Consider the following 25269-nt stretch of genomic DNA (forward strand, 5'->3'; position numbering starts at 1 on the left):
AACACACTGATTGTAAATGAATATATGGAAAAAATACATTTAGTTTTGAGCGCTATGAAGGAAATGTTAATTCGAGTGTGGCATTGGAAACAACGCGACAATGTTCCGCTGCCTAAAATAAATGAACACATCTCAAATAAACTTAATATAAACAAACTTGACTCTAATGAGATAGAGTTATCACAGATTGATTTTCCTGATACAATCACAAACGGAAAAGAACGAAGGGTCAAGAATATAACTTTCAATAAGTGCATCTTTTCTCAATCAAGAATTAAAGGCTATACATTTATAGGATGCTCTTTTATAAGTTGTTCATTTAATGGGAGTGAAATTTCTGACTGTGAATTCCATAAATGCTCCTTCTCAGAGTGTAGTTTTTATAAAACAAAATTCATAACAACTTATATCGATCCGATTTCTTTCAAATTTTCATGGATGTGGCACTGGCATTGGGCAAATGTTAATGCTTGGCTTTTCCAATCTCTTTATAAAAACTCAAAGGATATGCATCAAGAAAAATTTGCAATGCAAGCTGATAGAAAATTTCAATTTTATAGGCGATATGAATTTTTACGCGGGCAAAAGCGACAATTAAAGAAGTTTTTTACAAGTCTTTTGTATGACTACATACTAGGTTATGGTTACGGAATCAAAAATGCATTAATTATAACTTTAATGATGATCAGTAGCTTTGCATACATCATCGATGGACATCTTAAAACACATGAGAAAAATTTCTTTAAGGCCCTGTATTTTTCAGTTGTTTCATTTACAACTGTTGGATATGGTGATGTTGGGCCTGAATTCGAAACCATACCTATGGTAATTACAATAATTTTCCTCCTTATCTCAATGATATGGTTTGCTGTTGTTACGGCAATAATTGTCAAAAGGATTGTAAGATAATGTCTTATTTAATCCTTGAGTGCGGCTCTGCTGCCCGTGGTGATACAAATATTCATAGTGACAGGGATTTGGTATGCATTTGGTCAGGAAGTCCACCAGATTATTCGATTTTAAAGGAAGTGCATGGTGAGATAATGTACTACTCTTTAGATACCATAAAAAAGATGAGTAAGAAAGGCTCACTTTTTTTAACACATCTGGATATTGATTCAAAATATTTAGATGGTGACCAAAAAATTTTTAGTTCTTTTAGAGGATATCGTCCAAAAAAAGAAAAAATTGAAGAGTCCCTCATAAATACCGCTAATGTCATTAAGGAGATAGTTTGGTACCCGGATACATTAGTTGGTAAATTGTGGTTGTATGATGTTCTTTACGTTTCTCTTAGAAACTTCATTTACTGTAAAAATGCGTTAAGTGATATTTATTCATTTGGTTACGAGGATGCCATTGAAAAATTACACATAACACAAAATGATAGTGATAAAATGTTATTGCTCCGTGAGGGTAAATATTCCTATAGACGTAATGATATAAAAAACATAGAGAATATAAGCATCAAGGACATTGAAAATGTATGTCAGGCAATACTAGGCAAAACAGTAAAATTCCTCAATGGAGGAAATACAAACTGGGAACAAATGTACAGAAAAGACTATTGGGCTGAGAGGTTTATTGAAAGAGCTATACTTAATGGTGAATACGACGATAGCAGCTTTCTAGATAAAATTAGATTTCACAACTATAATAAATACTGCATCAAATCTGATGTAGCCAGAATAATAGACTTTAAAACCAATAGACATGTAATAAAGGTAAATGCATAGTGATATCTTTTCAAAAAAGAATCATTAGAAGAGTTGATGAGTCTTCGTTGCTACTAATGGAAAATCTTTACAGGGCAGTTCAGAGAAAACGTCTGCTCCTTGCTCTTAACTGACTGTCATATTTGGCTGTGTACTGTACGAGAAAGCTGTACAGCGATATGAGCCAATGCAATTAATCACATGGAGTAACTACACATCAATCCCTCCTTGAGGTTGTTTTAATACCACTGCAGGAACATGACTGTTCGGTGCTCGCCCTGTCTGCGCTCCGCCTCACTCATGTCCCTACAGCGTTACTGTTTTAAAAGCCCCCTACACGCAAAGCCCCATTCCTTTGCAGTGCATTCCCACTCAAAGCTTATCTATCAAATAACGATGCGCTTTGGATGCCACGCTTGCGGCCTTGAAAATATAGCGCTTGTCGTTCTTCAGTGCTTTCAGCCAGGAAGCGATATAGCTTTCATGCTGCACCTCTCCAACGATCCCCAGATCCGCCATCAGGAACGCGCTTCCAAGTTCGGCGATCAATTCCTCAAACGCATATCCCTCACTGCCAAACTTCCCTTTCATTTCACGGTTCAGTCGACTTTTTGCCCCGCTCCAGTGAATCAGCTCATGCAGGCCGGTGGCGTAGAAATTGGCAGCATCGGTAAAAAGACAACGTTCCGGTAAACGGATTTCATCGGTTGACGGTGCAAAAAAGGCGTTTTGTCCCTTCTCAATGATGGTTGCACCACTGTTACGGAAAAGCGCTTCCGCACGCGGTAACGGCTCAAAGGTCTCTGCCGGACAAACGGCTTCGTCGCTCAGAGGCAAACCATCAATTTGCTCAACATTAAACACGGTGAAAGTCTTAAGCATCGGAATATAGTCAGTTTCTCCTTCGTTATTTTCCCTTTCCAACATGGTATAGAAAATAGCTGTTGTGCCGTGTTCTCCCTTACGTACCTGCCCGCCTTCCGCTTTTGCCTGTTTGTAGGTCATCCAACGCGAATCATTAAATCCCTGTTCTGACGCACTGCACCACAACAACATGATATTCATTCCACTGTAACCCATACCAGTTGCGTAATTGGACGGTAAACCCGACATACCGGGGGTACGCTGCCACGGACACGCCCAGGGTTTAACACCAGTTTCCAGTGCCGCAATGATGCTGTCAGTGACGGTCTGATAAATATCAGTTTTGGTTTTGGAAAATTTCGTTTTTGAGGAGCCTGACGGGTCCAGCGGGGATACGCTGGTCGCCGCTGCGGTGTTAGGGGCGCTAGCCTGGGTATGCAGGGAAATAGTCATGATTTTTTCTCCGTCAGTGGTGTGATTTTCGTCTTCGAATCGCCTGACGGTTCGCTTTCCCGACATCGTTCCGGCCCGCAAGGGCGCAGAATGCGTGCCATTTACCCTTGCGGGACGGGTTGTGTTGGGAAACGATTAACCAGAAGCTGATACGAGAACGGAAATCATGCAGGAGGAAAAACTGCCCCTGCTTAGGCAGGCATAGCGCCCCTTAGGCCGCAGTAGTGAAATGATTTTAAGATATTGAATTTATTGGTATTAGCTCAGTCATGAACTAATAGTATTTTGAAGTTGAAGACTATATGGCAGTCTGCTTTGCGAAAAGTGGGGATGCTAGAGATTCATAGGCTAGGTGTAAAGCTGACCCCAAAGAATATGTCTCCAGTTGATGCTCAGCAAACAGGTAAGTTTTGCCAGCCAGTGTATATGTCCTGAGGATTCTACATCCATGTGTCAGTTGTTCAGATGTTAACGCAACAATACAACAGTACCCTGAGGCATAGCATTGATTCTCCTTAAGAATCAACTGCTAACTTTGCGCATTTAGCTGACAGCTAATAGTTTTATCAATGAAAATAAATAGGCTAAATTTGGTCATGTTTTGGTTTTAACCCTCGCAATATAGAAGTATTATTTTAAGATTAATCCACTTCCCCTGCTTTCTCTCGCCATGCCTTGGCGTATGACGAAAGCCAGTTTTAAGGTTATTGCTCATGGAGTTATGGATATTTATAGCGGCGATTTATGTAATTTATCTATTGTTTTTCAAAAAGAAAAAACATAAATCTGCAGAACCTTATCCTTCCAAAACCGTGAAAGCGCCACCTAAAGAATGGCTTGCTGACATCAAGAAAAAAGAGGCTGTTGTGAGAAACGATGACAGTGAAGATGATGATCTGGCAACTTTTACAGTAGGCGGTCATAGTGTCGAATACAGAAAAACAACGACTCAACGTCAGAATACCTCAAAAACTACCGGTACTTTGGCTCGATGGGTATTGCCGGGTGCTCTGATCACTGTGGGTGGTGTGGAGATTACCGGTGGTTACTTTTATTTAGGTCAGCGGATGAAGCCCGCTGGGCAGAGCTTAAGCGGCTATTATGATGATGGCAGCGAGGCATCATTAATTGACGACACGCTCAATATTCACCACAAGCCTTATCTTCACGAAGATAGTACATTGGGATACTGGCCCAGCTATTCCTCGCTTTCAGCTGATGCGCGCGGCGCGTATCTAAACTGGCTTGCCAGTGATAGGTCCGACGCGTCATGCCCTGTAGGTTACGTTTTTATCTATCTGTATGGCCTGGAAAGAAAGGCACTGGTTGACAGCCGAGATAATAATACTTCTGGCGCTGAGTTCCGTACTCTATTTAATGAAGTATGCCGGTTACGATCGGTATTCATTGAAAATCGCTCCTTCCGGAATTACTCGTCCCAGTTACTGGAAGCAATGTCTATTCTGCGCCCGGACGTTGACCTGGTCGATGATCTTGACCGTGATTTGAGTTTCAGCAACGGTATGCTGTTTAAGCTTACGCTGGCAAAGGCTGTGGATGCTGGAGTTCCTGTGTCAGCCGATCTGGCGCTAACGTGGGTAACAAACCACACGGAGTATTCGTTACGAACTCCCGCTCGCCGCTGCGCGAAAGAATTTGCTGCACTTTTCAAACAGCGCTATACCCTCAAATACGGTGAGGGTATGGTTGTCAAACCTAATAAAACGCGACTGCGTCTGGATTACACCCCTGCAAGTCCCAGCCTGCGCGGCGTTCGCCTTCCTGTTCCAGACTTGCCTGACCCTAGTGCATTGAAGGGCCCAGTCCAGAAAATCATGACGCTTGCAGAGATCTGTACAGATGAACTGGATGCTTACAGCCGCTATCTTGGCAGGAAAGGTACGTCAGAAAATGATACTGCGGCAATTATGTTGCTGCCTGTGGAAATCATTAATGAAAGCGCAGGAAAAGTTTTAAGTACATTCAAACGCTGGGCTGATGAAGTGATCGCGAGTCGCAAAGGGTTAACCACCGTTGCTGACTTCTGGGCATATATGGGAGCCAAGTGCCCGGCTAAAATCAATAAAAAAGAGGCCGACCTGATGCAGGCCTTTGCACTGAAAATGGGCTACTGCCTGGCACCTGATCCGCTTTATCACCATGTGAAAGCAGAAGCTAACGGCGCACTGGTTTTATTTGCCGCTAGTAAGGGAACGCGCTTATCACCATCTCCGGCGTTTATCTCAGCGGTGATGACGCTAAGACTGGGGTCAATGGTGGCCTTAACCGACAATAGTCTTGATCAGGCCGAGCAGAAAGTGCTGGAAAATGCTATCGACCATAATTCTGGTTTTAACGAAGATGAAAAACGCTCCTTACATGCGTATTTGACATGGCAGCTTCGTACCCCGGCCAACATGACTGGAATGAAAAATAGAATAGCGCTGCTGAGTACGATGGAAAAATCAGCAGTAGGTAAGGTTATCGTGGGGGTAGCCTGCTCGGATGGCAGAATTGAGCCTGCCGAAATCAAGCAACTGGAAAAGATTTATTCAGGCTTGGGATTGGACCCTTCAACTATCTCCAGCAACATTCATCAGCATTCTACAGCAGAGGTTACCCCTCAGTCGTCTGCATCAGCGAGTCTTAGGGCCGCTGAGTTCACGCTGGACGCTAGCGTGCTAGCTCGCCATGAGTCGGCCACAGATGATGTCCGTAAATTACTTAGCGCGATTTTCACCGAGGACGAACCGGAATTTCGTGAGGGCACTCCCGTATCCAGGGCGCAGGATGGTAGCCTTGATAGTGCACATAGCCAGCTTTACCACAGGTTTCTGGAAAAGGAGCAATGGCCCCGTAAAGAGGCGACAGAACTGTGCGAGAATTTTAATTTGATGCTCAGCGGTGCGCTTGAGGTTATCAATGACTGGTCCTATACAGTGGTTGATGCACCAGTGCTGGACGATGCCGATGATGATATCTGGGTAGACTTGCAAATTGCTAAAGAATTAGAGGGATAGTTGATGTCTGTGACACGCATAAGAGTTAAAGAACGGGATGCCATTATCCAATCACTGAAGTCTGGCGTAACGCCAAGAATAGGCATTCAACACATCCAGGTGGGCCGGATGAATGAGATAACTGCCCTCCATCAGGATATTGAGCGGATAGCTGACGGCGGCGCAAGCTTCAGACTTATCATCGGTGAATACGGATCAGGCAAAACGTTCTTTCTGAGCGTGGTACGTTCGATTGCACTTGAAAAAAAGCTGGTAACAGTCAGTGCCGACCTTTCCCCCGACAGGCGTATTCACTCATCGGGAGGTCAGGCGCGCAATCTCTACTCAGAGCTTATGAAAAACATGTCCACCCGCAACAAACCTGATGGCAATGCGTTACTCAGCGTTGTGGAGCGGTTCGTCACGGAGGCGAGGAAGGAGGCTGATGCGGATGGCACTCCAGTCTCGTCAGTTATTCACCAACGCCTGGCTGCTCTGTCAGACATGGTGGGGGGATATGACTTTGCTAAAGTCATCGATGCATTCTGGCGCGGACATGAACAGGATAACGAGACGTTAAAATCCAATGCCATTCGCTGGCTCCGGGGCGAATACACCACAAAAACCGATGCCCGCAACGATCTCGACGTCCGGACTATTATCTCAGACGCCTCGTTCTACGATTCATTGAAGCTGGTAAGCCTGTTTGTCCGTCAGGCAGGCTATGCCGGGTTACTGGTCAATCTCGACGAGATGGTAAACCTTTATAAGCTGAACAATACTCAGGCGAGAACTGCTAACTATGAACAGATCCTGCGGATCCTGAATGACTGTCTGCAGGGTTCTGCCGAGAATATTGGTTTTGTTCTTGGAGGCACGCCCGAGTTCCTGTTTGATCCGCGTAAAGGACTTTACAGTTATGAGGCGCTGCAATCGCGTCTGGCGGAAAATCGGTTCGCTCAGAAAGCAGGAGTGATTGACTACTCGTCACCCACGCTACATCTTGCCAGCCTCACCCCAGAGGAATTGTATATTTTACTGAAAAATCTTCGCCATGTTTATGCAGGCGGAGAGCCCGAGAAGTATCTGGTATCGGATGATGCACTTACCGGTTTTCTGCACCACTGCAGCAAAACCATCGGGGATGCTTACTTCCGTACGCCTCGAAATACCATCAAAGGTTTTCTGGATATGCTGGCCGTGCTTGAACAAAACAGCACGATAAACTGGCAGACGCTAATCGCGGGTGTGGCGATTGAAGATGACAGGCCAAGCGATATGGATGATGTCATTGCGCGGGAAGAAAATGATGACGACCTGGCCAACTTCAAATTATGAGCAGCGCGTACGATAGTCTCGATCCCCGCGTTCGTAAGTGGGTTTATAAACAGGGCTGGTCTGCATTAAGACCCCTGCAAGAGAGCGCTATCCCTGCAATTTTAGCCCGTGACCGGGACGTGCTAATTAGTGCAAGCACAGCAGCGGGTAAAACAGAGGCTTTCTTTCTGCCTGCCTGTTCAGCAATTGCAGGTATCACTAGCGGGTTTGGTATTGTTTATATCAGCCCGCTTAAGGCGCTCATTAACGACCAGTACCGTCGTCTTGAGAGCCTTGGCGAGGCGTTGGAAATGCCTGTGACGCCTTGGCACGGTGATGTACCGCAAAGCAAAAAGAAGAAGATACGGACTGACCCGGCGGGCATCCTACTTATCACGCCAGAATCACTTGAGTCTTTACTCATAAATTCATCGGGCTGGATTAAACAGGCATTTTCGCCAGTAGCCTACATTGTTATTGATGAGTTTCACGCCTTTATTGGTACCGAGCGCGGCATGCAGTTGCTCTCCCTGCTCAACAGAATTGATCATATGCTGGGGCGTCATGTTAATCCGGTTCCCCGCGTTGCGTTAAGCGCTACGTTAGGAGAACTGGATAAAGTGCCTGAACTGTTGCGTCCGGATAAGCGATTGCCCTGCGAAACTGTGACAGACAATAATAGCACGACCACACTGCAAGTGCAGGTCAAAGGCTATCTGGTGCCGGTGACCGAAAAAGGAGAAGAGCCACAAAACTCAGCAGAACAACACGTCTGCGCTGACATTTTCAGACTCTGCCGGGGCGACTCCCATTTAGTCTTTGCAAACAGTCGAAAGCGCACTGAAAGCATCGCGGCGGCGCTAAGCGACATGTGTGAAGAAAATGTTGTTCCGAATGAATTCTTTCCACATCACGGATCCCTGTCCAGGGAATTACGCGAGACACTTGAAGCCCGTCTACAGCAGGGTAATTTGCCTACAACAGCTGTCTGTACCATGACGCTTGAGCTGGGTATCGATATCGGTAAGGTGCAGTCGGTTGTACAGGTTACTCCTCCACATTCCGTCTCCAGCCTGCGTCAGCGTATGGGCCGGTCAGGACGGCGAGATTCTCCATCGGTTCTGAGAATGCTAATCTCTGAACAAGAACTTACCGCAACCAGCAGCATCGTAGACTGCTTGCGGCTACAACTGGTTCAGTCGATGGCGATGATTCGATTGATGATCACTAAGCGATGGTTCGAACCGGCTGATGCCCGCCAGATGCACTACTCCACGCTGCTGCACCAGATTCTGGCGATCACCGCGCAATGGGGTGGAGTTCGAGCCGATCAACTTTGGTCACAACTGTGCCAGACTGGCCCGTTCCGGAACATCGATTTAGCTGATTTCAAAAGTCTGCTTCGGCATATGGGTGCATACGGACTGCTGACACAACTTGCTAGCGGAGAAATGGTTATTGGGGCTGAGGGGGAGAAGCTGACTAGCCATTATACGTTTTACGCCGTGTTCAATACTCCAGAAGAATTCCGCATTGTCACAGGAAGCCGAACCCTTGGCACATTGCCAGTAGATTCCCCTCTTCTACCTGACCAACACATAATCTTCGGTGGACGGCGCTGGAAAGTGACAGAGATCGAGGTGGAAAAAAAAGTTATCTATGTTGAGGCGACCAAAGGCGGCCAGCCGCCACACTTTAGTGGTGGAGGTATGTCTGTTCATGACGTTGTTCGCCAGGAGATGCTCGCTATCTACAGGGAAAATGATTATCGCATCGCAATAGGAAGTAAGAGGGTCGATTATGCGGATGCCACCGCCAGAAGCCTTTTTGCAGAAGGCGGTGACAACTTTAAACGTTACAATCTGCAAAACTCCCATTTTATTTCCGACGGCCAGCATAGTTACGTTCTCCCCTGGATGGGGGATAAAGTCGTTAATACAATAACGGCCTTGCTTATGCGTAGCGGCTTTAAAGCCAGTTCATTTGCAGGTGTTATAGAGACGCAGGGCGCAAGCGTATCCTCTGTCCAACGTGCACTAAAAGAAATACTGCTGTCGGGCTTGCCTTCAGAATCAGAGCTCGCTGCAGATGTTCCAGAAAAATATCTGGATAAATATGACGATTATCTGCCCGAGTCCCTGCTTGCGAAAGGATATGGAGCAAAAGCGTATGACATAGAAGGCACGCAGATCTGGCTACAGAAAAATATTCTGTAGTGTATTTTCGTAATAGGGTATAAAAAATAATTCACACCATAAATTATTCGCAGGATTATTTTTTTATTTACCTGTGGATTTGCTAGGTTTTAGCTCCGAGGTATTACCGGGAGCACTCAACGGGTAGAAGGTCAAAACCTGTCTTTGGTATGCGTGAACTACATAATTTTGCGTCATTAGCACTTTTTTAAGAAGAGGTATCGCTCAAAGACATTGTTGTGATGACAATCATAAATAAATTAGCCAATGGCAGGTTGAAAGGTTAATATTACTAATAACGTATCTTTGGGCTAACTACAAACTTAATGATTTTATAGCAGGTGCATAGTTAAATTTAAATTATTTCAAGCTGTTATGTATAACTGATATAACTGATACAAAAGGAGAATAAAGTTGCTAGAGTTTATCGTCTTAAATAAAAAATTAATCAGCTCAATGAAAAGTAAAAATACTGTTTACTTAACATTTTCTACTTGGAATGATTATTCTTATCGAACTCTATTTAATATGGACTACATGGATTCCAATGGTAAACTGCATGAGATTGGTCAGATTAAAATAGGATTCCGAAAACAAATTGTAGATATTCCAACTTTAGATAAAATACAGAAAAAATTTGTAAAACTTGAACAAGAATTTTTTAGTCTTGCGGAAAGCCCTGAGTTTTATGAGAAACTTTACTCCATTGATAAAGAATTGTGCAAGGTAATATTAAAAAAATTAAACTGTGTCGTCCTAAGTAAAAAGGCCATGCAGATTGCAAAGAATGAGGATGTATTTAAAACATCCTTACTAAGGGATGTTAATATAAATACCATTCATGGCCAGTTTTTAAGGATTATAAATGGAGAGAGTCTGCTTACCGAATTTGATTTTCAATTCGTCAGGAAAAATCATTTGTTCTCAGATTTGAATATTGAGTTTAATGTCGAGCCTTATTCCTTGCCACCTAGTAATATACACGCAATTATCGGTAGAAATGGTCTTGGTAAGACTACTCTACTAAATGAAATGGTTGATTCAATTGTAGGAAAGGAAAAACCAAAAAATGCTTATTTCGAAGAGGCTTATGCGGGAAGGATAACAGATGGCTATTTTAGCACTGTTATTTCTGTATCTTTCAGTGCGTTTGATCCCTTTACGCCATTCAGTGAGCAAAGTGACCCCCTCATTGGTACATGTTATTATTATATTGGCCTAAAAAAAAGTGATAGTTCTAAAGATGAGATTGGCAATCTTGAGGACATACGTAACCTCAGAAAGAAGTGTGCTACATCAGTTTACAACTGCTGTTCTGATGATTCAAAAAGGGAAGCGTGGATAACTGCCATAAACAACTTAGAGTCCGATACAAATTTTCGAGATCTAAATTTAAAGGACATAGCCAATTTATCCGGTAATATATTAGTAGATGACTGCATAAATCGGATGGAAAAAATGAGTTCCGGCCATGCTATTGTTTTCATGATAATCAGTAGCCTTGTCGAAAAAGTGCAAGATAAGACATTGGTTTTATTCGATGAACCGGAAAGTCATTTGCACCCGCCGCTTCTGTCAGCTTTTATACGCGCATTAAGTAATCTACTATCCAGAAGAAATGGAATCGCAATCATAGCAACTCATTCACCGGTTGTGGTACAAGAAGTTCCCAAAAACTGCTGTTGGGTCTTGACGCGTTTTGGGGACGAAATGATATATGATAGACCTTCAATAGAAACATTTGCTGAAAACGTTGGCACTTTAACTAAAGAGGTATTTAAGTTAGAGATGGAGCAATCCGGCTTTCACAAACTTCTCAAAGAGCAAGTTGATGATGGGCTTTCTTTCGAAGATGTTATAAGAAAATTCAAAAGAAAGATTGGCTTTGAAGGGCAGGCAATATTGATGAGCATGATTATGCTCAGGGACAAAACAGTCAACATCAAAAATTCTGATGGAGACGAAGATGAATAGAATTGCATACCCAAATATAAAATGTGCTGATGTTTTTAGTACATGCTTGCTGTCGGTAAGTATTAATAATCAAGATTATATAAACAGATTGCAACGTATTGCGAACACTGTATCTAGAGAATGGGTACTGTTTGATACTCGCTGCGCTCCTAAAAACTTTCATTTACTTACGCCTTGTTCTGCCAGAAGACCTGAACAAATAATTGCAGAAAATGTCACAAAAAAAGATCTAAAGGATCTTTATACTCTTCACATGTTGAAGACAGATAGTGAGTCGAGGAAAGTTTACGATAAATTAAGAGCATGTTCGAAGGGACTTTGTCCATTGTGCGGAATACACGGTGTAGACTCACTAGATCATTATTTACCTAAAGCGCGCTATCCACTTTTATCTGTTAATCCAAAAAATCTTATACCCGCTTGTATGCACTGTAATGGGTCTAAGTCAGAAAGTATATGTGAAGTTGCCTCAGACCAAACACTTTATCCTTACAATGATGACCAAAAATTCTATCAAACAGATTGGATCTCTGCTAGTATAACAGCAAATTATGGTATTCTAACTTTCGATTTTCATGCAGATCCTCCTCAAGGATGGATGAAAGTTGAACGTGATCGTGTAACAAATCATTTTATAAAATTTGAACTGCGCCAGAAATACGTACTTAATGCAGCACAGTTCGTGTCAACAATAACTTCAGATATTAGAAGGCTACTGTTAAATGGTAATTATTTAACGGTGCAAGACCACTACGCAGATTTAGCCAGAAAACAAAAAAATAATTCCACCTTAAGAGTTGTTTATAATGCCATTGCTAAAGATGCAAATATTTGCGGCGGAAGATTTTAGTTCTTAAGTGCATTTTTAATTATGAAATCCATCAGCATGGAGGCTGGTGGTTTTTCAATTTCAATATGGTGATATTTTTGTCAACCGTTATTCATTCCTCATAGCCCTGATATTTATTGCCATCACTATGTGGCTGTAATACATGAATAATGCTTCCATATTCCAGACCCAATTCGCTTTCAAGACTTTTCTTTATTCTCTTTACCCCTGTCTTAATCTGGTAAAGCATAACCTTATCTTGATATGCTCCCCATAACCAACATGGTACGATGTTAACAACTTCCGCTTCTGGTACCAAGCCGGCTGCTGCAGCTGCGCTGGTAGGCTATGAGCCAAGAACGGACGCTTATGACATCCGTTAATGTTCGCGTTCAGAATAATGAGGGACCAGTCCAGTAAAAAAGAAAAACTGCCTAGATATATAAGGGAAATTCATAACGAAAATTTGGAAAGTCATGTTCAAAAGAATTGATCTCCCGTTTATGAAACTGCTGGAGATTAGCTGGTAGTTGGAATCAGTGCAGAACGCTCGTCAACCTCTGCATACTCGCCCGCAAACCATTCGTAATGCACTTTTGTAATAATTGAAGTTGGAGGTTCTTTGTTTTCAATAATAATAACTTGTATAGTTTCCGGTAATTGGGCCAATGAATTCCAGAATCCAGTTTCGACACCCGCAGATATTGGTTCGTCTGAGCCTGATACTTTTGCTGCCCCTTTCTTCTTATAGCTGGTTAACGGTGAATCTATTACGACCACCCCGGGGTGCGGCCGTCCATTGTTAACACAGTACTTTAATAATCCAATGATAAAGGCCGAATAGAGAATCGCGCGGACCCCCTTGCCGTGTGACTGACGAGGCTGACCGTCAACGATGATGTCGTACTCTTTCTCATCGAAGGCAACTCGAGGTTTAGAGCCCCATTTCCAGTCGGTTAAAACTGCTTCAACTTCAGTGCAAAGGCCAGTTAGTGATAGAGAAGAAAGCCCTTCCCATTCCAATTTTGGTTGGTTGTCTTGGGTAAGCGATTTTTGGATACTTAATTTGAGCTTATGTAATTCTCCCCATCTTTGAAAATCAATAATCTCGGCGTCTCTTTCGGATCTATAATCAAGCAGTTTTTCGAGGCTCTCGAGTCTGCGAGTAAGCAGAGGTGTTAAGTTAAGAGTGAGCTCTCTCCGTAGATCCGTGAGCAAGTTATGAGCATTCTCCTTCTCTTGCTCTAGTTCTTCTTTTCTTTGAACGAGATTAACAATTGCTTTTTGGAGATCCGCCAAGTACGCATGGATCTTTGCAGCTTCTGCTATTGCAGAACGCCGAATTTCACCACTATTCAATAGCGTCTGCGTTTTTTCACTGTGATAATGATCGAAAGTCATATTCTGCCCACAGAAAGAGCAAGGAACCTCTTGGAGAGATTTAAAGTAATGAGCTCCTTCCGCAAGAAAGTCTAACCGCTTCAGATCGGAGTTGTATCGCTCTCCGAGCAAGCTATATCTTATTTGGATTTCAGCCACACCCAGTAACTGAGATTCAGCTTTTAGACTCAGTGCAGTTGTTTCCTGTATTTCCTCATGTAAGCGGGAAATATCGGTTGTTGCTTTTTTTACCTCTTCAGACAAATTTGCGATCACATCATCAAGCTCATTATCATATTCATGATCGAGCGGAGGAGTATCCGACCTGATACCAAAGCGTTCTTCAAGCGGTTGAATCATCTCTTGCACAATCTCAAACTTGGCTTGCAGTCGCGCCCTTACAATTTCAGTTTTTTCTTCAACAACAATTCCATCATCATCTATGCCAGTGAGAATATATGAGAACATACGTTTTCGGGCTGTATCATCGTATCCGGAGCGACCAGTTACTGGCGAGAATTCGTCGATGATGGATACTTCATCAATCAGAAATAGCGGGGCAAGCGTACGGATGGAAAGGCGTTGAGTTGCGCCACGTGCATTCTTACGTAGCTTAGCCTCCTTAATTCCTGCGAACGGGAAAAGTATAGATGTAACATCAGGCCCTGTACTCTTGCCTTTGCGGCCAGGTGCTATCGACTCTCCTTTTCCATCAATGCTGTGAATTGGAACATAATGAGCAGCTAGTTTTCCGCCATCCAGTGCACGAGTTAGCGTTAGCACTTTATTTTTGGAATTTTCGAACTCAACGAAAAGATGTGTATAAGCAGCGGCCTCTTTAGGCTTTTTTTTAAGTTTTTCTGCACCAAGAATATAATCTAAACAGCTGATAAGGTAACTCTTTCCGGTATCGGACTCCCCCGCCAGAATGTTCGCACCCTTATCGAAGTCCACATAAGCATCTTGAACACCATTTCCACGTAAAAGTATTTTTCTTATCCGAAACATTTTCACAAATCCAATAAGTCTATTGCTGTCAATCGATCGAATTCAGAGCCCCATCGACCTACATTTTGTGTCATAAATGAAGCAAGTTCTTCATTTGAAAAGTGACAAAACTTTTTCGTCACCCACAATGCACGTTCTGCAAGTTCACTTGCATAAGGAGACTCTAGGAGCTGGACAAATCTTCCAGTCAGCTCGGAAGCCTGATATAGAATCCCATCAGGGGAAAAAAACACCTCGATCAATTCCCTCGATAGCATGAGATTAAGCCCTGCTTGAATTGAACCACGTTTCACAAGTAGCTCAGCTCCCCTGTGAGGAACCGCCGGATGAAGACTCTTAGGCCCATTTTGCACATCGCTGGTATGTACAAGAAGGTAGTCATAAGAAACTATTCTTTGTAGGTCCATAGCCATGTTACCAGCTGCGTTTAATATGAATAACGCACGGAACCCATACTCCAGAGGGGAATTGAAAGGTCTATCTTCGAAGTGTCTCTTTATTTCTAATGTTTCAATCATGGATTGCACCAATCAATTACCCTATTATTGGCTAATTGATGGCACATACCTTCACGGTCCTTACTTGTGACGTGAGCAGCAAGCGGATGAGCACCAAGCTGTAAAGTTTGAGCTGCCTTTACGGTACTTTTCAAACGGACCAACGGTGTCCCTTCCTGATCTGTGTATGTGTAATACAACCCATCATTGAACTCCTCCAGTAAGGTATTGAAGAATGTTTGATTGGCCATCTGATCTCTAGCAAGTTCCTTCAATCCCTCCGCACAATAAAAGGTAATACGAGAACGTTCGAAAAGTTTTACGTGACTGATACTATTTTCAAAATCAGCGAAGGTCCGAACTAGGTTTGCTATATCATGGCTAATGACGGCGTACAGTTGCTCAATATATGCGGTCTCTATAGGGTCAACTGCTGATGGAGGAGCCTCAGGCGGGTCACGTTCAATTAGAGGTGCTCCAAAGACCGTAAGATGAAATGAAGTCTTTCTATGTTCTTCGAGTAATTCATGTGGTTGCTTTGCACGGAAAATACTGAAATCAAATTTTTTAATATAACTTTGAAGTTCTATTGTCAGGGGAATTTCATATTTTGTTGTAATCGTTTTGGCATAAGACATCCATCCTGAAAGAATCGCCTGCTTGAGTTTTTCTGGGTCGTCGAGAAGGTCTTGAAATGGTGACGTTACACCTTTGTGTGTAACAAAGTAGTATTCTTCAGGTGCTGTGTAGTCACTAATAAAAGTATAATAAATGACTTTTGCAATTTCGATACCAGCCTTTGGAAGACCTAAATTAGTATCATAATGTTTACATTGGTACAGGTGCCATCGCCGCGGTGAAACATTTGTTGGGTCAAGCCAAACAACTATGTCCCGTCCCTTATCCCCTGCACCACCACGCTGCTGAACTTCATTTACATATTGCTGCCTTGCAAGGTAATCAGAAGCCCATTCGAGAGTGAAACGTTCAAATTCAGCGGCACTAAATTGAGACAGACGAACAAGAGGCGCGATAGGTAGTCCTACACCTAATCCAAGCAACCGAGCATTAGCGCCCGGCCATGGTGTAGGTGCAGACAATCCGCTAAATGTAGTGCTAAGACCCTGTTTTATTTCCTCTGTCACTACACTCTCCATGCCATGCCGAAGTGATACATCAAGGTTTTTTCGGTCAATTTCATTTCAAAAAATTACCACACTAGCAAATGAATAGTAAGTATCTATCTGTCTCCTATTTTAGTAATGTCCACTTCACGCCCTGAGCAGACAGTCAGACTTCTTTGGACACAGTTCCCTAGGATAGGATCTTGAATGCTCACTCTAGCTACGCTCCCCTTACAGAAAACACAATAGTAACCATCGCCACATGTAGCGCGACGCTCAAACCAGCTTTTTTAACCCGCACTAATGGTGGTCATTTTGGTGGTCTTGACAGTACGGGGACTGAGAGTTAACTTAATTATTAGCCAGTTACTGGCAAAGGCGATCCCAGTCAGAGGAGCCATATTTAAGAAGCCCGCTTAAGGAAACTTAAGCGGGCTTTTTGCTTTTCTGTATTTATCCCTCACATACTATTTTGTCAGCCAATCCTCAGTGTCTGAAAATGTTCGCCTTTTCCCCGGTGGTTCACGGCCTGAATTTTCTCGTCGACAAAATAGCACCCGCTCGCCTTATCCGGTTGCCCCCCCTCCTGCCAGCCTTCCCATAATGTGCAGTTCACTTCGAGGAATTCATGGGCCACCGCGTAGCGCTCGGCGTGCATCGGCATATTTTCGCGACTGAAATTGCGCGCCACATCGCGAGAAAAAGAGGTCACGACGTTCCACGCGGCGCGACCGCGGCTGATATGATCGAGGGATGAAAAGCTACGCGCCAGATTAAACGGATCGCTGAAAGTGGTGGAGGCCGTCGCCGCCAGACCGATGCTGACACTTTGCTTATCGCACGCTGTAACCGGAGAGATCTGAGCCCACTCAATCTCAGCCCTCTTCCGTGACTCGTCGCGCTCCGAACGACAATATGCCGGGAACGAGTCTCCTGGCGGCCCCTCGCGCTTTTTATCCCGAGCAGGGACTATCCGCGGACCCGCGCTCGACAGACCTGTCCATTTTTGATCCCTTCCACGGATAAGCCACAGCGTTCATCGAATAATGCCCGGGGCAAACATAAGTTTTATTTTAATAATAATCCCCGAAATATGATTTTCTTATTTACACCACAATAATAGCCCGGTGCGGAGTGAGCGCTACCATTAAGGCGTATCATTTCCGTCTGACGAGGATTATGATGATGGCTATTATCATTTCGCTATTCGGTGCTTGAGAGTTAAATGGATCTTATCGGCATTATTATGTCGGCGGGAAAATCCTCCGTTGATGTCGCGCTTTATACGCTATTACCCATTATGGTCGTCATGCTGATGATCATGAAATATCTGGAAGTCCGCGGGGTACTGGACGTTATCGTTCGCTGGGTCGCGCCGCTGCTCAAACCTTTTGGCCTTGGCGGGATGAGCGCATTCGCGTTGATTCAGATTAACTTCGTCAGTTTCGCCGCACCGTTGGCGACGCTGGCCATTATGGATAAGCGTGGCGTCTCAGATCGCCAGATGGCCGCAACGCTCGCCATGGTCTTTGCCATGGGTCAGGGCAACGTCTTTTACCCTCTCACCCCTTTCGGACTGCACTGGATGGCCTCGATTTGCATTTCGATTATCGGCGGTCTGTGCGCGGGGGCGGTCACCTGGCACGTCATCGGGCGCCGTCTGTCAGTGATAGAGAATGCCCGGGCGGAGGTGCTACCCAACGCCGAACAAAACAGCCAGGGCGTGATTGCGGTCATTAACAATGCGGGATCGGATGCCATTCGTCTTGCGCTCGGCGCGGTGCCGATGCTGATCCTGTCATTAACCATCGTCGGGGTGATGCAGGCGGCCGGCATCATCGACATGCTCCAGCATCTGCTGATGCCGCTGCTGCAGTGGCTGCATATTCCAGTCAATTTTGTCCTTCCTGCGCTGGTCAAATGTATCGCAGGCGGTACGGCCTATTTTGGCGTGGTCTCTGAACTGGTGCAGCAAGGCAAAGTCACCATCAGCCAACTCAACGCCTCCGCCGGACTCTTCATCCAGACCTTCGATCTGCCCGGCATTGGTATATTCCTTGGCGTGAGCTCGCGCTTTGTTCGGCTGTTCCGCTTTGCCGCCCCTGGCGCTATCATCGGTATTCTTATTCGGACCATTATGCACGTGACGATATTCTGAATCTTTTCAGATTAAACGCATCCTAAACCATTAGGCTATTCTTATTGTAAGAAAAAAGGTAACGGGCAATTATCGCCTGAAATAACGCTGAACAGGGAATGTCTTATGGAGTGGTGGGTAAAAAAAGTACAATCATCCAAGCAACCGCAAGATTATTGCGCAGTATTACAAAGCGCACATTTAATGGTTATTGCCGAAATCACCACCCGGCAATGCGCTTTACAGTGCGGAGATAAACTCACGCCGCTGGCAAATGCCCTGTATTGCCTCAATGACAATCCTGCGCTGACATTAAAAGTGATAAAAGCCACGCACTTCAGCAGCGAACGCTGGGCGGAAATCGCCAAATCTGATTAATAAATCAGCGACCGGCCCTTCAGCAACAATATTTAATTCAATCACTTTCACCGCCGAGCGACTGAAATTCCCCTTCGCTCTTTTCCGTCTGTGACATACTATCAAGCATGTCAGCAGACCTGAAAAAAGGAGCAAAGATGAACCACAAGGCCGCCAGTCTGACCCCGGAACAAGCACTGAATCAGCTTGAACTGCAGTATGAGCGTTCGGTCAATGCATTACGTAAAGCCATCGGCGAATATATCAACCACAGCATTCTCCCGGATGACGACGCGCGTGCTAACGGCTTGTTTGTCTATCCGCAGCTGTCCGTTTCATGGGACGGAGCTGACCATAAAGCGCTAAAAACCCGGGCCTGGGGCCGCTTCACCCATGCCGGTTGCTACACCACCACCATTACCAATCCTAAGCTGTTTCGCGCCTACCTGCTGGAGCAGCTCACGTCGTTGTATCAGGATTACGGTGCGCATATCAGCGTCGGGTTATCGCAGCATGAAATTCCTTATCCGTATGTCATCGACGGCTCTGCCTTAACGCTCGATCGCTCGATGAGCGCGGGGCTGACCCGCCATTTCCCGACCACCGAACTATCGCAAATTGGCGATGAAACCGCCGACGGGCTGTTCCATCCCACCGAACACCACCCGCTTTCCCATTTTGACGCCCGCCGCGTCGATTTCTCACTCGCGCGCCTGCGGCACTATACCGGGACACCGGTCGATCATTTTCAGCCGTACGTTCTGTTTACCAACTATACCCGTTACGTTGATGAGTTCGTGAGCTGGGGGTGTAGCCAGATTCTCGATCCTGACAGCCCCTATATCGCGCTCTCTTGCGCCGGTGGGATCTGGATAACAGCCGATACGGAGGCGCCAGAGCAGGCCATTTCCGATCTGGCGTGGAAAAAGCATCAGATGCCCGCCTGGCATCTGATCACCAAAGATGGCCAGGGTATTACGCTAATTAATATTGGCGTCGGCCCGGCGAACGCCAAGAACATCTGCGATCATCTGGCGGTGCTGCGCCCTGACGTCTGGCTGATGATTGGCCACTGCGGCGGTCTGCGTGAAAGCCAGACCATCGGCGACTATGTGCTGGCCCACGCCTACCTGCGTGATGACCACGTTCTGGATGCGGTACTGCCGCCGGATATCCCGATTCCCAGCATTGCCGAAGTACAGCGCGCGCTGTACGACGCCACCAAGCAAATCAGCGGCATGCCTGGTGAAGAGGTTAAACAGCGGCTGCGTACCGGCACGGTGGTCACCACGGATGACCGCAACTGGGAGCTGCGCTATTCCGCCTCAGCGCTACGCTTCAACCTCAGCCGCGCCGTGGCCATCGACATGGAGAGCGCCACTATTGCCGCCCAGGGCTACCGCTTCCGCGTCCCGTACGGCACGCTGCTCTGCGTCTCCGATAAACCGCTGCACGGCGAAATTAAGCTGCCGGGCCAGGCCAACCGCTTTTATGAAGGGGCGATCTCCGAGCATCTGCAGATAGGCATTAAAGCTATTGATCTGCTGCGTGCGGAGGGTGACCACATGCATTCGCGCAAACTGCGTACCTTCAACGAGCCGCCGTTCCGCTAACCTTCTCCTCTCTTTTCCCGACGCGACGACGGACAAAGAGAAAGCGACAAACCGATCTCACGACCGACCACCGTCAGCCCGCCCACAGGCGGGCTTTCCCCTCAGCACCGGACTTCAGCCACGGTATAACTCATTGCCTTCCGTTATAACGCCTGCGCGCCAAAGCGCGATAACATCGTTTCTTTGTATTAGGAGTGGATATGCGACCACTTGCGCTGGCATCACAGGGACTCTTCTCCTCGGTAAAATATGTTCTGACCGATATGGATGAAACGCTCACCTTTAACGGACGGCTTTCCGCCGCCACCTATGGGGCATTAGAGCGGCTGCAATCTGCCGGTATTCGGGTTATCCCCGTCACCGGCGCCCCGGCAGGATGGTGCGATCAGATGGTCAGAATGTGGCCTGTCGATGGCGTCATCGGTGAGAATGGCGGCTTTTTCTTTCAGCGTGCCGCCGATGGCCACGGGATAAACCGCCATTTTTGGCATGCGGACAAGCAGGCCGACGTGCACAAAACACTCACCGCGATTGCGCGGAAAATCGCCGGACAATACCATTGGGCAACCCTTGCGGCAGACCAGCCTTTCCGCCTCTCCAGCCTGGCCTTTAACCTGCCCGCGCATAGCGCGCACATTGACACGCTGCGTGAGTCGTTGCGCGAGGCCGGGTTAAAGACCACGGTGAATAACTTATGGGTGCTGGCCTGGTCCGGGGAATACGATAAGTTAATCATGAGCCGTCACGTCCTCAGGACCTTTTACCATCTGGATGAACGGGCCGGACAGGAGAGCGTCTTTTATAGCGGAGACTCTGAAAATGACGCCCCGATGTTTGCCGGATTCAGGCATACCCTTGGTATGAGTACCCTGCGACATCACCTGGCGGCCATCCCGACGCTGCCTGCGTGGATAAGCGTGGGTCCCGGGGGAGACGGTTTCATCGAAGGGGTGGATAAAATACTGGAGCACAAAAAAGCACAGGCGTCGTGACTTAATACAGAGGTGTCATCCGCCAGCAGGCAAGAAGAACGCTTAGCTTCCCGCTGAGCGGAAATCGTTTTACTCCGGCTGGTCACTTTGGGGGCAGGTGTCGACACTCTCTTCTAGCCGCCCAGGATCCAGCAGTTGCCCTGTCAGCCGCTGCATATTCTCCTCACATGAGATCCCATCGGGCCGCTCGGCGATGCTGGCGATCAGATTCAGCAGTTCTGCCTTACTTTGCGCAAGCTGCTTTTGCATCAGATCAATCTCCGCTATACGCCCCTGTAGCGACTGTATCAGCGCCTCGTGATCCCACCTTTTCTGCCGTTGCGGTAAAAAGCGGCGAATTTGCTCCAGAGAAAACCCCGCACGCTGCGCACGATCGATAATCTTCAGCAGATCGGCCACATCGGCAGAATAATTTCGGTAGCCATTTCCCTGGCGCGGAGGTGGCGTAATCAGCCCTTCGCTTTCGTAAAAGCGAATCCGCGAGGGGGTTATCCCCGTCACTTTTGCCAGCTCACCGATTCTCATACCTTCCCCCTCTTGACCTTAAAGTTAACTTTAAACTTATACTGGTTAAATGGTCAACAGAGGCATGCTGCCGAATCTGTATGTGGACCGGGTTCAGGATCAGATAATGCCTTTGATGGCTGACTGAACCGGCGCGACATACCGTACAGCATGCCAATTGAAATGAGGAACTGCTATGCAAACCATTCTGGGAGCCAGCGGCCAGATTGCCCAGGAACTTGCCCGTGAGTTGAAACGCTCATATACCGATGACCTGCGACTGGTCAGCCGCAGTCCCCGAAAGGTAAACGCCAGCGATGTTACCGTCGCGGCAAATCTACTTGATGCGGAACAAACGCGAGAAGCGGTCAAGGGCAGCAGTATTGTCTATTTTGCCGCGGGGCTACCGACGAACTCGGCCCTTTGGGAGCAACAGTTCCCAACAATGCTGAAGAATGCGCTCGATGCAACTCGCGCGGCGGGCGCCAGGTTTGTCTATTTTGACAATACCTATATGTACCCACAGAACGGCGATCCGCAGACGGAAGAAACGCGCTTCGCCCCCCGAGGGCGGAAAGGAAAAGTGCGTGCGCAGATGACAAGCAGGGTGCTGGAGGAGATGGAACGCGGAGCCATTCCGGTCGTTATCGGGCGCGCGCCAGAGTTTTATGGGCCGGGAAAGACGCAGAGTTTTACCAACGCCCTGATCATCGACAGACTGAAAACAGGCGAACGGCCACGCGTACCGGTACGTGACGATAAGCTGCGTACGCTCATCTGGACACCTGACGCCAGCCGCGCCCTCGCGCTCCTCGGCAACACGCCGGACGCTTTCGGTCAAAGCTGGCACCTGCCGTGCGACGACGATCGCCTCACTTATCGCCAGTTTGTCACCCTGGCTGGTGAGATTTTCGGCAGAGAGGCGGAGTATTCCGTTCTCAAAAAGCAGATCCTGATCGCCGCGGGACTTTTCGTACAGAGGGTCCGCGAGCTGCGGGAACTGCTGCCGCGTTATGAGTATGACAATCTGTTCGAGTCGGCAAAATTTAAGCATCGCTTCCCGGATTTCACCGTCACAACGTACGGCGAGGGTCTGGAACAGATCTGCCGGGAATGGCGAAGCCAACGGACGAAAGCCCGATAGCTGCCTGCACCCGGGTTACAGCCTCTGGGGCCTGCCGTCGCGTGGGTATGGGCGACGCGGGATTTTGGTTGGCTATCTGGGACAGCATCAGAAAAGCAAAAAGCCCGCTTAAGTTTCCTTAAGCGGGCTTCTTAAATTTGGCTCCTCTGACTGGACTCGAACCAGTGACATACGGATTAACAGTCCGCCGTTCTACCGACTGAACTACAGAGGAATCGTGTGAACGGGGCGAATATTAACGGCGCCGCCTGGCCTTGTCAAAGGCTGTTTTCACAATTTAAATCGTTTGCCGATTTATTCTCCACTTTGGGCAAAAAGTACCGTTTCGCCCGAAAAAAGGTTATGTTTCGTCGACTTGAATCTTGCTGCGCGGATATTTCCATAGCCAGCGCCCGCTGACCATTCGACAATAGAACAGCACGCCACGCACCGCCCAGTCGAGCACCATTCCCAGCCAGACGCCAATCACCCCCATTCCCAGCACAATGCCCAGGGTGTAACCCGCCACCACACGGCAGCCCCACATTCCCAGCATCGATACCCACATGGTGTAGCGCACATCGCGCGCGCCTTTAAAGGCACAGGGCAGGATCCACGACGTGGCCCAGATAGGCATAAAGAAGGCGTTAAGCCACAGTAGCTCTTTGACCACCACTTTGACATCTTCTTCGCTGGTATAGAAAGAGGCGATAAGATTGGCAAACGGCGCCGTCCCCCACGCAATCACCGTCAGAACGATGGTGGATAACCAAAAGACGTGCCACGCCTGGCGCTCTGCCTGCCCGATTTGCCCTTTCCCCAGCCGTTTACCGGTAATAATCGTCGACGCGGAACCCAGCGCGTTCCCCGGCAGGTTAATCAACGCGGCGACGGAAAAAGCAATAAAGTTGCCGGCGATAACGTTGGTCCCCATCCCGGCAACAAACATCTGCGTCAGCAGTTTACCGCCGTTGAACAGCACCGACTCGATGCTCGCCGGGATGCCAATGCCCATCACTTCCCAGATAATCGCCAGGTTGAACGGCTGGAAGTAGCTCTTCAGCGAGATACGCAGCGCCGGGTTAAAACCAATTGCCAGCACCCAGACTATCGCCACGGCACCAATATAGCGGGCGATAGTGAGCCCGAGACCGGCACCGACAAACCCGAGGCCCGGCCAGGAAAAAATGCCGTAGATCAGGATGCTGCTGATAATAATGTTGAGGATGTTCATCCCGCCATTGATCAACAGAGGGATTTTGGTGTTCCCCGCCCCGCGCAATGCGCCGCTGCCAATCAGCGCAATGGCCGCCGCCGGGTAGCTCAATACCGTCAGCTCCAGATAGGTCAGCGCCATGGCCTTCACTTGCGCCGAGGCATCGCCGGCAACAAAATTAATGATCTCGCTGCCAAATGCATGGATCGCGACCGCCAGCAGAACAGAGAACAGCGTCATAATCGCCAGCGATTGTCTTGCCGCCGCCCTCGCCCGCCGCCGGTCGCGTTTGCCGAGGCTAAAGGCGACCACTACGGTCGTACCGAGATCAATGGCGGCGAAGAACGACATAATCACCATATTAAAACTGTCGGCCAGCCCCACCCCGGCCATTGCCTCTTTTCCCAGCCAGCTGACGAGGAACGTACTCAGTACGCCCATCAGCAAAACGCAGGTGTTTTCGAGGAATATCGGCACCGCAAGCGGGCTGATTTCACGCCAGTAAAGTACACGATAACTTTTACGCTTTTTGAACCAGGAAGTGCGTCCGAGGACCTGGCTTACTGCGGAGGTGACGTTCAAAGGAGACCTTAGTGAGAAAAGTTGAAACTACATTTCAAATAATGATAGAGAATGATGGTTCCTGCAAAACATTTTTCCTTATTAATTGTCGGTAATAGCAACAAATTGTTGATGGAAGCGGCAGTTGAACCTTTGCGGGCAAATTGATGTTTGACAAAATTTTTTTCGCCGCTAAGATACGACTCCACAACGATTCCTCTGTAGTTCAGTCGGTAGAACGGCGGACTGTTAATCCGTATGTCACTGGTTCGAGTCCAGTCAGAGGAGCCATATTTAAAAAGCCCGCTTAAGGAAACTTAAGCGGGCTTTTTGCTTTCGTACATCCTTACGAATCCTGATACGGCATGAATTCAACAGGTCAGGTGAAAGCGCTTCCCGGGGCGTTGAGAC

Annotated in this window: 19 protein-coding genes, 2 tRNA genes and 1 pseudogene; 13 read left to right on the plus strand and 9 right to left on the minus strand. The window is 47.0% G+C overall.

The features are described 5' to 3' along the window. The first annotated feature begins 24 nt into the window (after nucleotides 1-24). Nucleotides 25-909, plus strand: a complete 885-nt coding sequence (locus tag BV390_RS01460; RefSeq protein WP_085396419.1) for an ion channel — start codon at nucleotides 25-27, stop codon at nucleotides 907-909. Further along, the gene (locus tag BV390_RS01465; RefSeq protein ID WP_085396420.1) at nucleotides 909-1736 is read left to right on the plus strand and encodes a hypothetical protein; all 828 of its coding nucleotides are present in this window, start codon (nucleotides 909-911) and stop codon (nucleotides 1734-1736) included. Before BV390_RS01460 ends, BV390_RS01465 begins: the two co-directional genes overlap by 1 nt. 351 nt (nucleotides 1737-2087) lie before the next feature. Here BV390_RS01465 and BV390_RS01470 read toward each other — a convergent pair whose 3' ends face one another. Continuing rightward, the gene (locus tag BV390_RS01470; RefSeq protein ID WP_085396421.1) at nucleotides 2088-3032 is read right to left on the minus strand and encodes an ArdC family protein; all 945 of its coding nucleotides are present in this window, start codon (nucleotides 3030-3032) and stop codon (nucleotides 2088-2090) included. A gap of 713 nt (nucleotides 3033-3745) precedes the next feature. On the opposite strand from BV390_RS01470, the gene BV390_RS01475 reads away from it, so the two are divergent. The 5 genes from BV390_RS01475 to BV390_RS30490 all read left to right on the plus strand — a co-directional run bounded on the left by BV390_RS01475 (nucleotide 3746) and on the right by BV390_RS30490 (nucleotide 12367). Then, on the plus strand, nucleotides 3746-6052 hold the full coding sequence (locus tag BV390_RS01475; RefSeq protein WP_085396423.1) for a tellurite resistance TerB family protein: 2307 nt from the start codon (nucleotides 3746-3748) through the stop codon (nucleotides 6050-6052). 3 nt (nucleotides 6053-6055) lie between these two features. Beyond that, nucleotides 6056-7369 (plus strand): ATP-binding protein, encoded by a 1314-nt coding sequence (locus BV390_RS01480; RefSeq protein ID WP_085396424.1) that lies wholly within the window; start codon nucleotides 6056-6058, stop codon nucleotides 7367-7369. After that, nucleotides 7366-9564 carry a DEAD/DEAH box helicase gene (locus BV390_RS01485; RefSeq protein WP_085396425.1) on the plus strand — a complete coding sequence of 733 codons (2199 nt, stop codon included), beginning with the start codon at nucleotides 7366-7368 and terminating at the stop codon, nucleotides 9562-9564. The genes BV390_RS01480 and BV390_RS01485 overlap by 4 nt, the downstream gene beginning before the upstream one ends. A 393-nt stretch (nucleotides 9565-9957) precedes the next feature. Further along, a complete protein-coding gene (locus tag BV390_RS01490) occupies nucleotides 9958-11517 on the plus strand; it encodes an AAA family ATPase (protein WP_085396426.1) in 1560 nt (519 codons plus the stop codon). Continuing rightward, a complete protein-coding gene (locus BV390_RS30490) occupies nucleotides 11510-12367 on the plus strand; it encodes an HNH endonuclease (protein ID WP_133959766.1) in 858 nt (285 codons plus the stop codon). Before BV390_RS01490 ends, BV390_RS30490 begins: the two co-directional genes overlap by 8 nt. Nucleotides 12368-12865: 498 nt before the next feature. Here BV390_RS30490 and BV390_RS01495 read toward each other — a convergent pair whose 3' ends face one another. The 4 genes and pseudogenes from BV390_RS01495 to BV390_RS30495 form a co-directional block, all read right to left on the minus strand. Further along, nucleotides 12866-14680 carry a coiled-coil domain-containing protein gene (locus BV390_RS01495; RefSeq protein WP_227517215.1) on the minus strand — a complete coding sequence of 605 codons (1815 nt, stop codon included), beginning with the start codon at nucleotides 14678-14680 and terminating at the stop codon, nucleotides 12866-12868. A gap of 56 nt (nucleotides 14681-14736) precedes the next feature. Then, nucleotides 14737-15252: an ABC-three component system middle component 2 gene (locus BV390_RS01500; protein WP_085396429.1), complete on the minus strand. Its 516-nt coding sequence runs from the start codon at nucleotides 15250-15252 to the stop codon at nucleotides 14737-14739. Continuing rightward, a complete protein-coding gene (locus BV390_RS01505) occupies nucleotides 15249-16376 on the minus strand; it encodes an ABC-three component system protein (protein WP_085396430.1) in 1128 nt (375 codons plus the stop codon). Before BV390_RS01505 ends, BV390_RS01500 begins: the two co-directional genes overlap by 4 nt. Nucleotides 16377-16848: 472 nt before the next feature. Beyond that, a pseudogene (locus BV390_RS30495) lies at nucleotides 16849-17181 on the minus strand (LLM class flavin-dependent oxidoreductase); the annotation flags it as partial. A gap of 399 nt (nucleotides 17182-17580) precedes the next feature. Here BV390_RS30495 and BV390_RS01515 point away from each other — a divergent pair. The 4 genes from BV390_RS01515 (at nucleotide 17581) to BV390_RS01530 (ending at nucleotide 21454) form a co-directional block, all read left to right on the plus strand. Next, on the plus strand, nucleotides 17581-18513 hold the full coding sequence (locus tag BV390_RS01515) for a nucleoside recognition domain-containing protein (RefSeq protein ID WP_032686857.1): 933 nt from the start codon (nucleotides 17581-17583) through the stop codon (nucleotides 18511-18513). A 105-nt stretch (nucleotides 18514-18618) separates the two neighbouring features. Beyond that, entirely contained in the window at nucleotides 18619-18870 is a 252-nt protein-coding gene (locus BV390_RS01520) for a histidine kinase (RefSeq protein WP_032686856.1), read from the plus strand. A 137-nt stretch (nucleotides 18871-19007) separates the two neighbouring features. Beyond that, nucleotides 19008-20462 (plus strand): AMP nucleosidase, encoded by a 1455-nt coding sequence (locus tag BV390_RS01525; protein ID WP_032686855.1) that lies wholly within the window; start codon nucleotides 19008-19010, stop codon nucleotides 20460-20462. Between the two features lie 200 nt (nucleotides 20463-20662). Then, on the plus strand, nucleotides 20663-21454 hold the full coding sequence (locus BV390_RS01530; RefSeq protein WP_064384333.1) for an HAD-IIB family hydrolase: 792 nt from the start codon (nucleotides 20663-20665) through the stop codon (nucleotides 21452-21454). A gap of 69 nt (nucleotides 21455-21523) precedes the next feature. Here the strand turns inward: BV390_RS01530 and BV390_RS01535 are convergent, their stop codons facing one another. Continuing rightward, complete coding sequence (locus BV390_RS01535) at nucleotides 21524-21979, minus strand: MerR family transcriptional regulator (RefSeq protein WP_032699241.1); 456 nt, start codon at nucleotides 21977-21979, stop codon at nucleotides 21524-21526. A gap of 175 nt (nucleotides 21980-22154) precedes the next feature. Here BV390_RS01535 and BV390_RS01540 point away from each other — a divergent pair, with 175 nt between their 5' ends. Further along, nucleotides 22155-23102 (plus strand): NAD-dependent epimerase/dehydratase family protein, encoded by a 948-nt coding sequence (locus tag BV390_RS01540; RefSeq protein ID WP_085396432.1) that lies wholly within the window; start codon nucleotides 22155-22157, stop codon nucleotides 23100-23102. 138 nt (nucleotides 23103-23240) lie between these two features. On the opposite strand, the gene BV390_RS01545 is transcribed toward BV390_RS01540, so the two are convergent. From BV390_RS01545 to BV390_RS31875, 3 genes are all read right to left on the minus strand, one after another. Further along, nucleotides 23241-23316, minus strand: a tRNA-Asn gene (locus tag BV390_RS01545). Between the two features lie 126 nt (nucleotides 23317-23442). Next, nucleotides 23443-24879, minus strand: a complete 1437-nt coding sequence (locus BV390_RS01550) for an EmmdR/YeeO family multidrug/toxin efflux MATE transporter (RefSeq protein WP_032686851.1) — start codon at nucleotides 24877-24879, stop codon at nucleotides 23443-23445. 8 nt (nucleotides 24880-24887) lie between these two features. Then, entirely contained in the window at nucleotides 24888-25067 is a 180-nt protein-coding gene (locus tag BV390_RS31875; RefSeq protein WP_219637347.1) for a DUF5951 family protein, read from the minus strand. Nucleotides 25068-25073: 6 nt separating this feature from the next. On the opposite strand from BV390_RS31875, the gene BV390_RS01555 reads away from it, so the two are divergent. Then, nucleotides 25074-25149: transfer RNA gene (locus BV390_RS01555), tRNA-Asn, on the plus strand. Nucleotides 25150-25269: the final 120 nt, after the last annotated feature.

This window comes from Klebsiella sp. YJ (genome assembly GCF_002108615.1).
In the GTDB taxonomy this organism is placed as follows: Bacteria; Pseudomonadota; Gammaproteobacteria; order Enterobacterales; family Enterobacteriaceae; genus Klebsiella; species Klebsiella planticola.

What these genes read in the sequence shown, in the direction of transcription:
- BV390_RS01460 (WP_085396419.1), top strand. Translation starts at nt 25, where the DNA reads ATGGAAAAAATACATTTAGTTTTGAGCGCTATGAAGGAAATGTTAATT.
- BV390_RS01465 (WP_085396420.1), top strand. Translation starts at nt 909, where the DNA reads ATGTCTTATTTAATCCTTGAGTGCGGCTCTGCTGCCCGTGGTGATACA.
- BV390_RS01470 (WP_085396421.1), bottom strand. Translation starts at nt 3,032, where the DNA reads ATGACTATTTCCCTGCATACCCAGGCTAGCGCCCCTAACACCGCAGCG.
- BV390_RS01475 (WP_085396423.1), top strand. Translation starts at nt 3,746, where the DNA reads ATGGAGTTATGGATATTTATAGCGGCGATTTATGTAATTTATCTATTG.
- BV390_RS01480 (WP_085396424.1), top strand. Translation starts at nt 6,056, where the DNA reads ATGTCTGTGACACGCATAAGAGTTAAAGAACGGGATGCCATTATCCAA.
- BV390_RS01485 (WP_085396425.1), top strand. Translation starts at nt 7,366, where the DNA reads ATGAGCAGCGCGTACGATAGTCTCGATCCCCGCGTTCGTAAGTGGGTT.
- BV390_RS30490 (WP_133959766.1), top strand. Translation starts at nt 11,510, where the DNA reads ATGAATAGAATTGCATACCCAAATATAAAATGTGCTGATGTTTTTAGT.
- BV390_RS01500 (WP_085396429.1), bottom strand. Translation starts at nt 15,252, where the DNA reads ATGATTGAAACATTAGAAATAAAGAGACACTTCGAAGATAGACCTTTC.
- BV390_RS01515 (WP_032686857.1), top strand. Translation starts at nt 17,581, where the DNA reads ATGGATCTTATCGGCATTATTATGTCGGCGGGAAAATCCTCCGTTGAT.
- BV390_RS01520 (WP_032686856.1), top strand. Translation starts at nt 18,619, where the DNA reads ATGGAGTGGTGGGTAAAAAAAGTACAATCATCCAAGCAACCGCAAGAT.
- BV390_RS01525 (WP_032686855.1), top strand. Translation starts at nt 19,008, where the DNA reads ATGAACCACAAGGCCGCCAGTCTGACCCCGGAACAAGCACTGAATCAG.
- BV390_RS01530 (WP_064384333.1), top strand. Translation starts at nt 20,663, where the DNA reads ATGCGACCACTTGCGCTGGCATCACAGGGACTCTTCTCCTCGGTAAAA.
- BV390_RS01535 (WP_032699241.1), bottom strand. Translation starts at nt 21,979, where the DNA reads ATGAGAATCGGTGAGCTGGCAAAAGTGACGGGGATAACCCCCTCGCGG.
- BV390_RS01540 (WP_085396432.1), top strand. Translation starts at nt 22,155, where the DNA reads ATGCAAACCATTCTGGGAGCCAGCGGCCAGATTGCCCAGGAACTTGCC.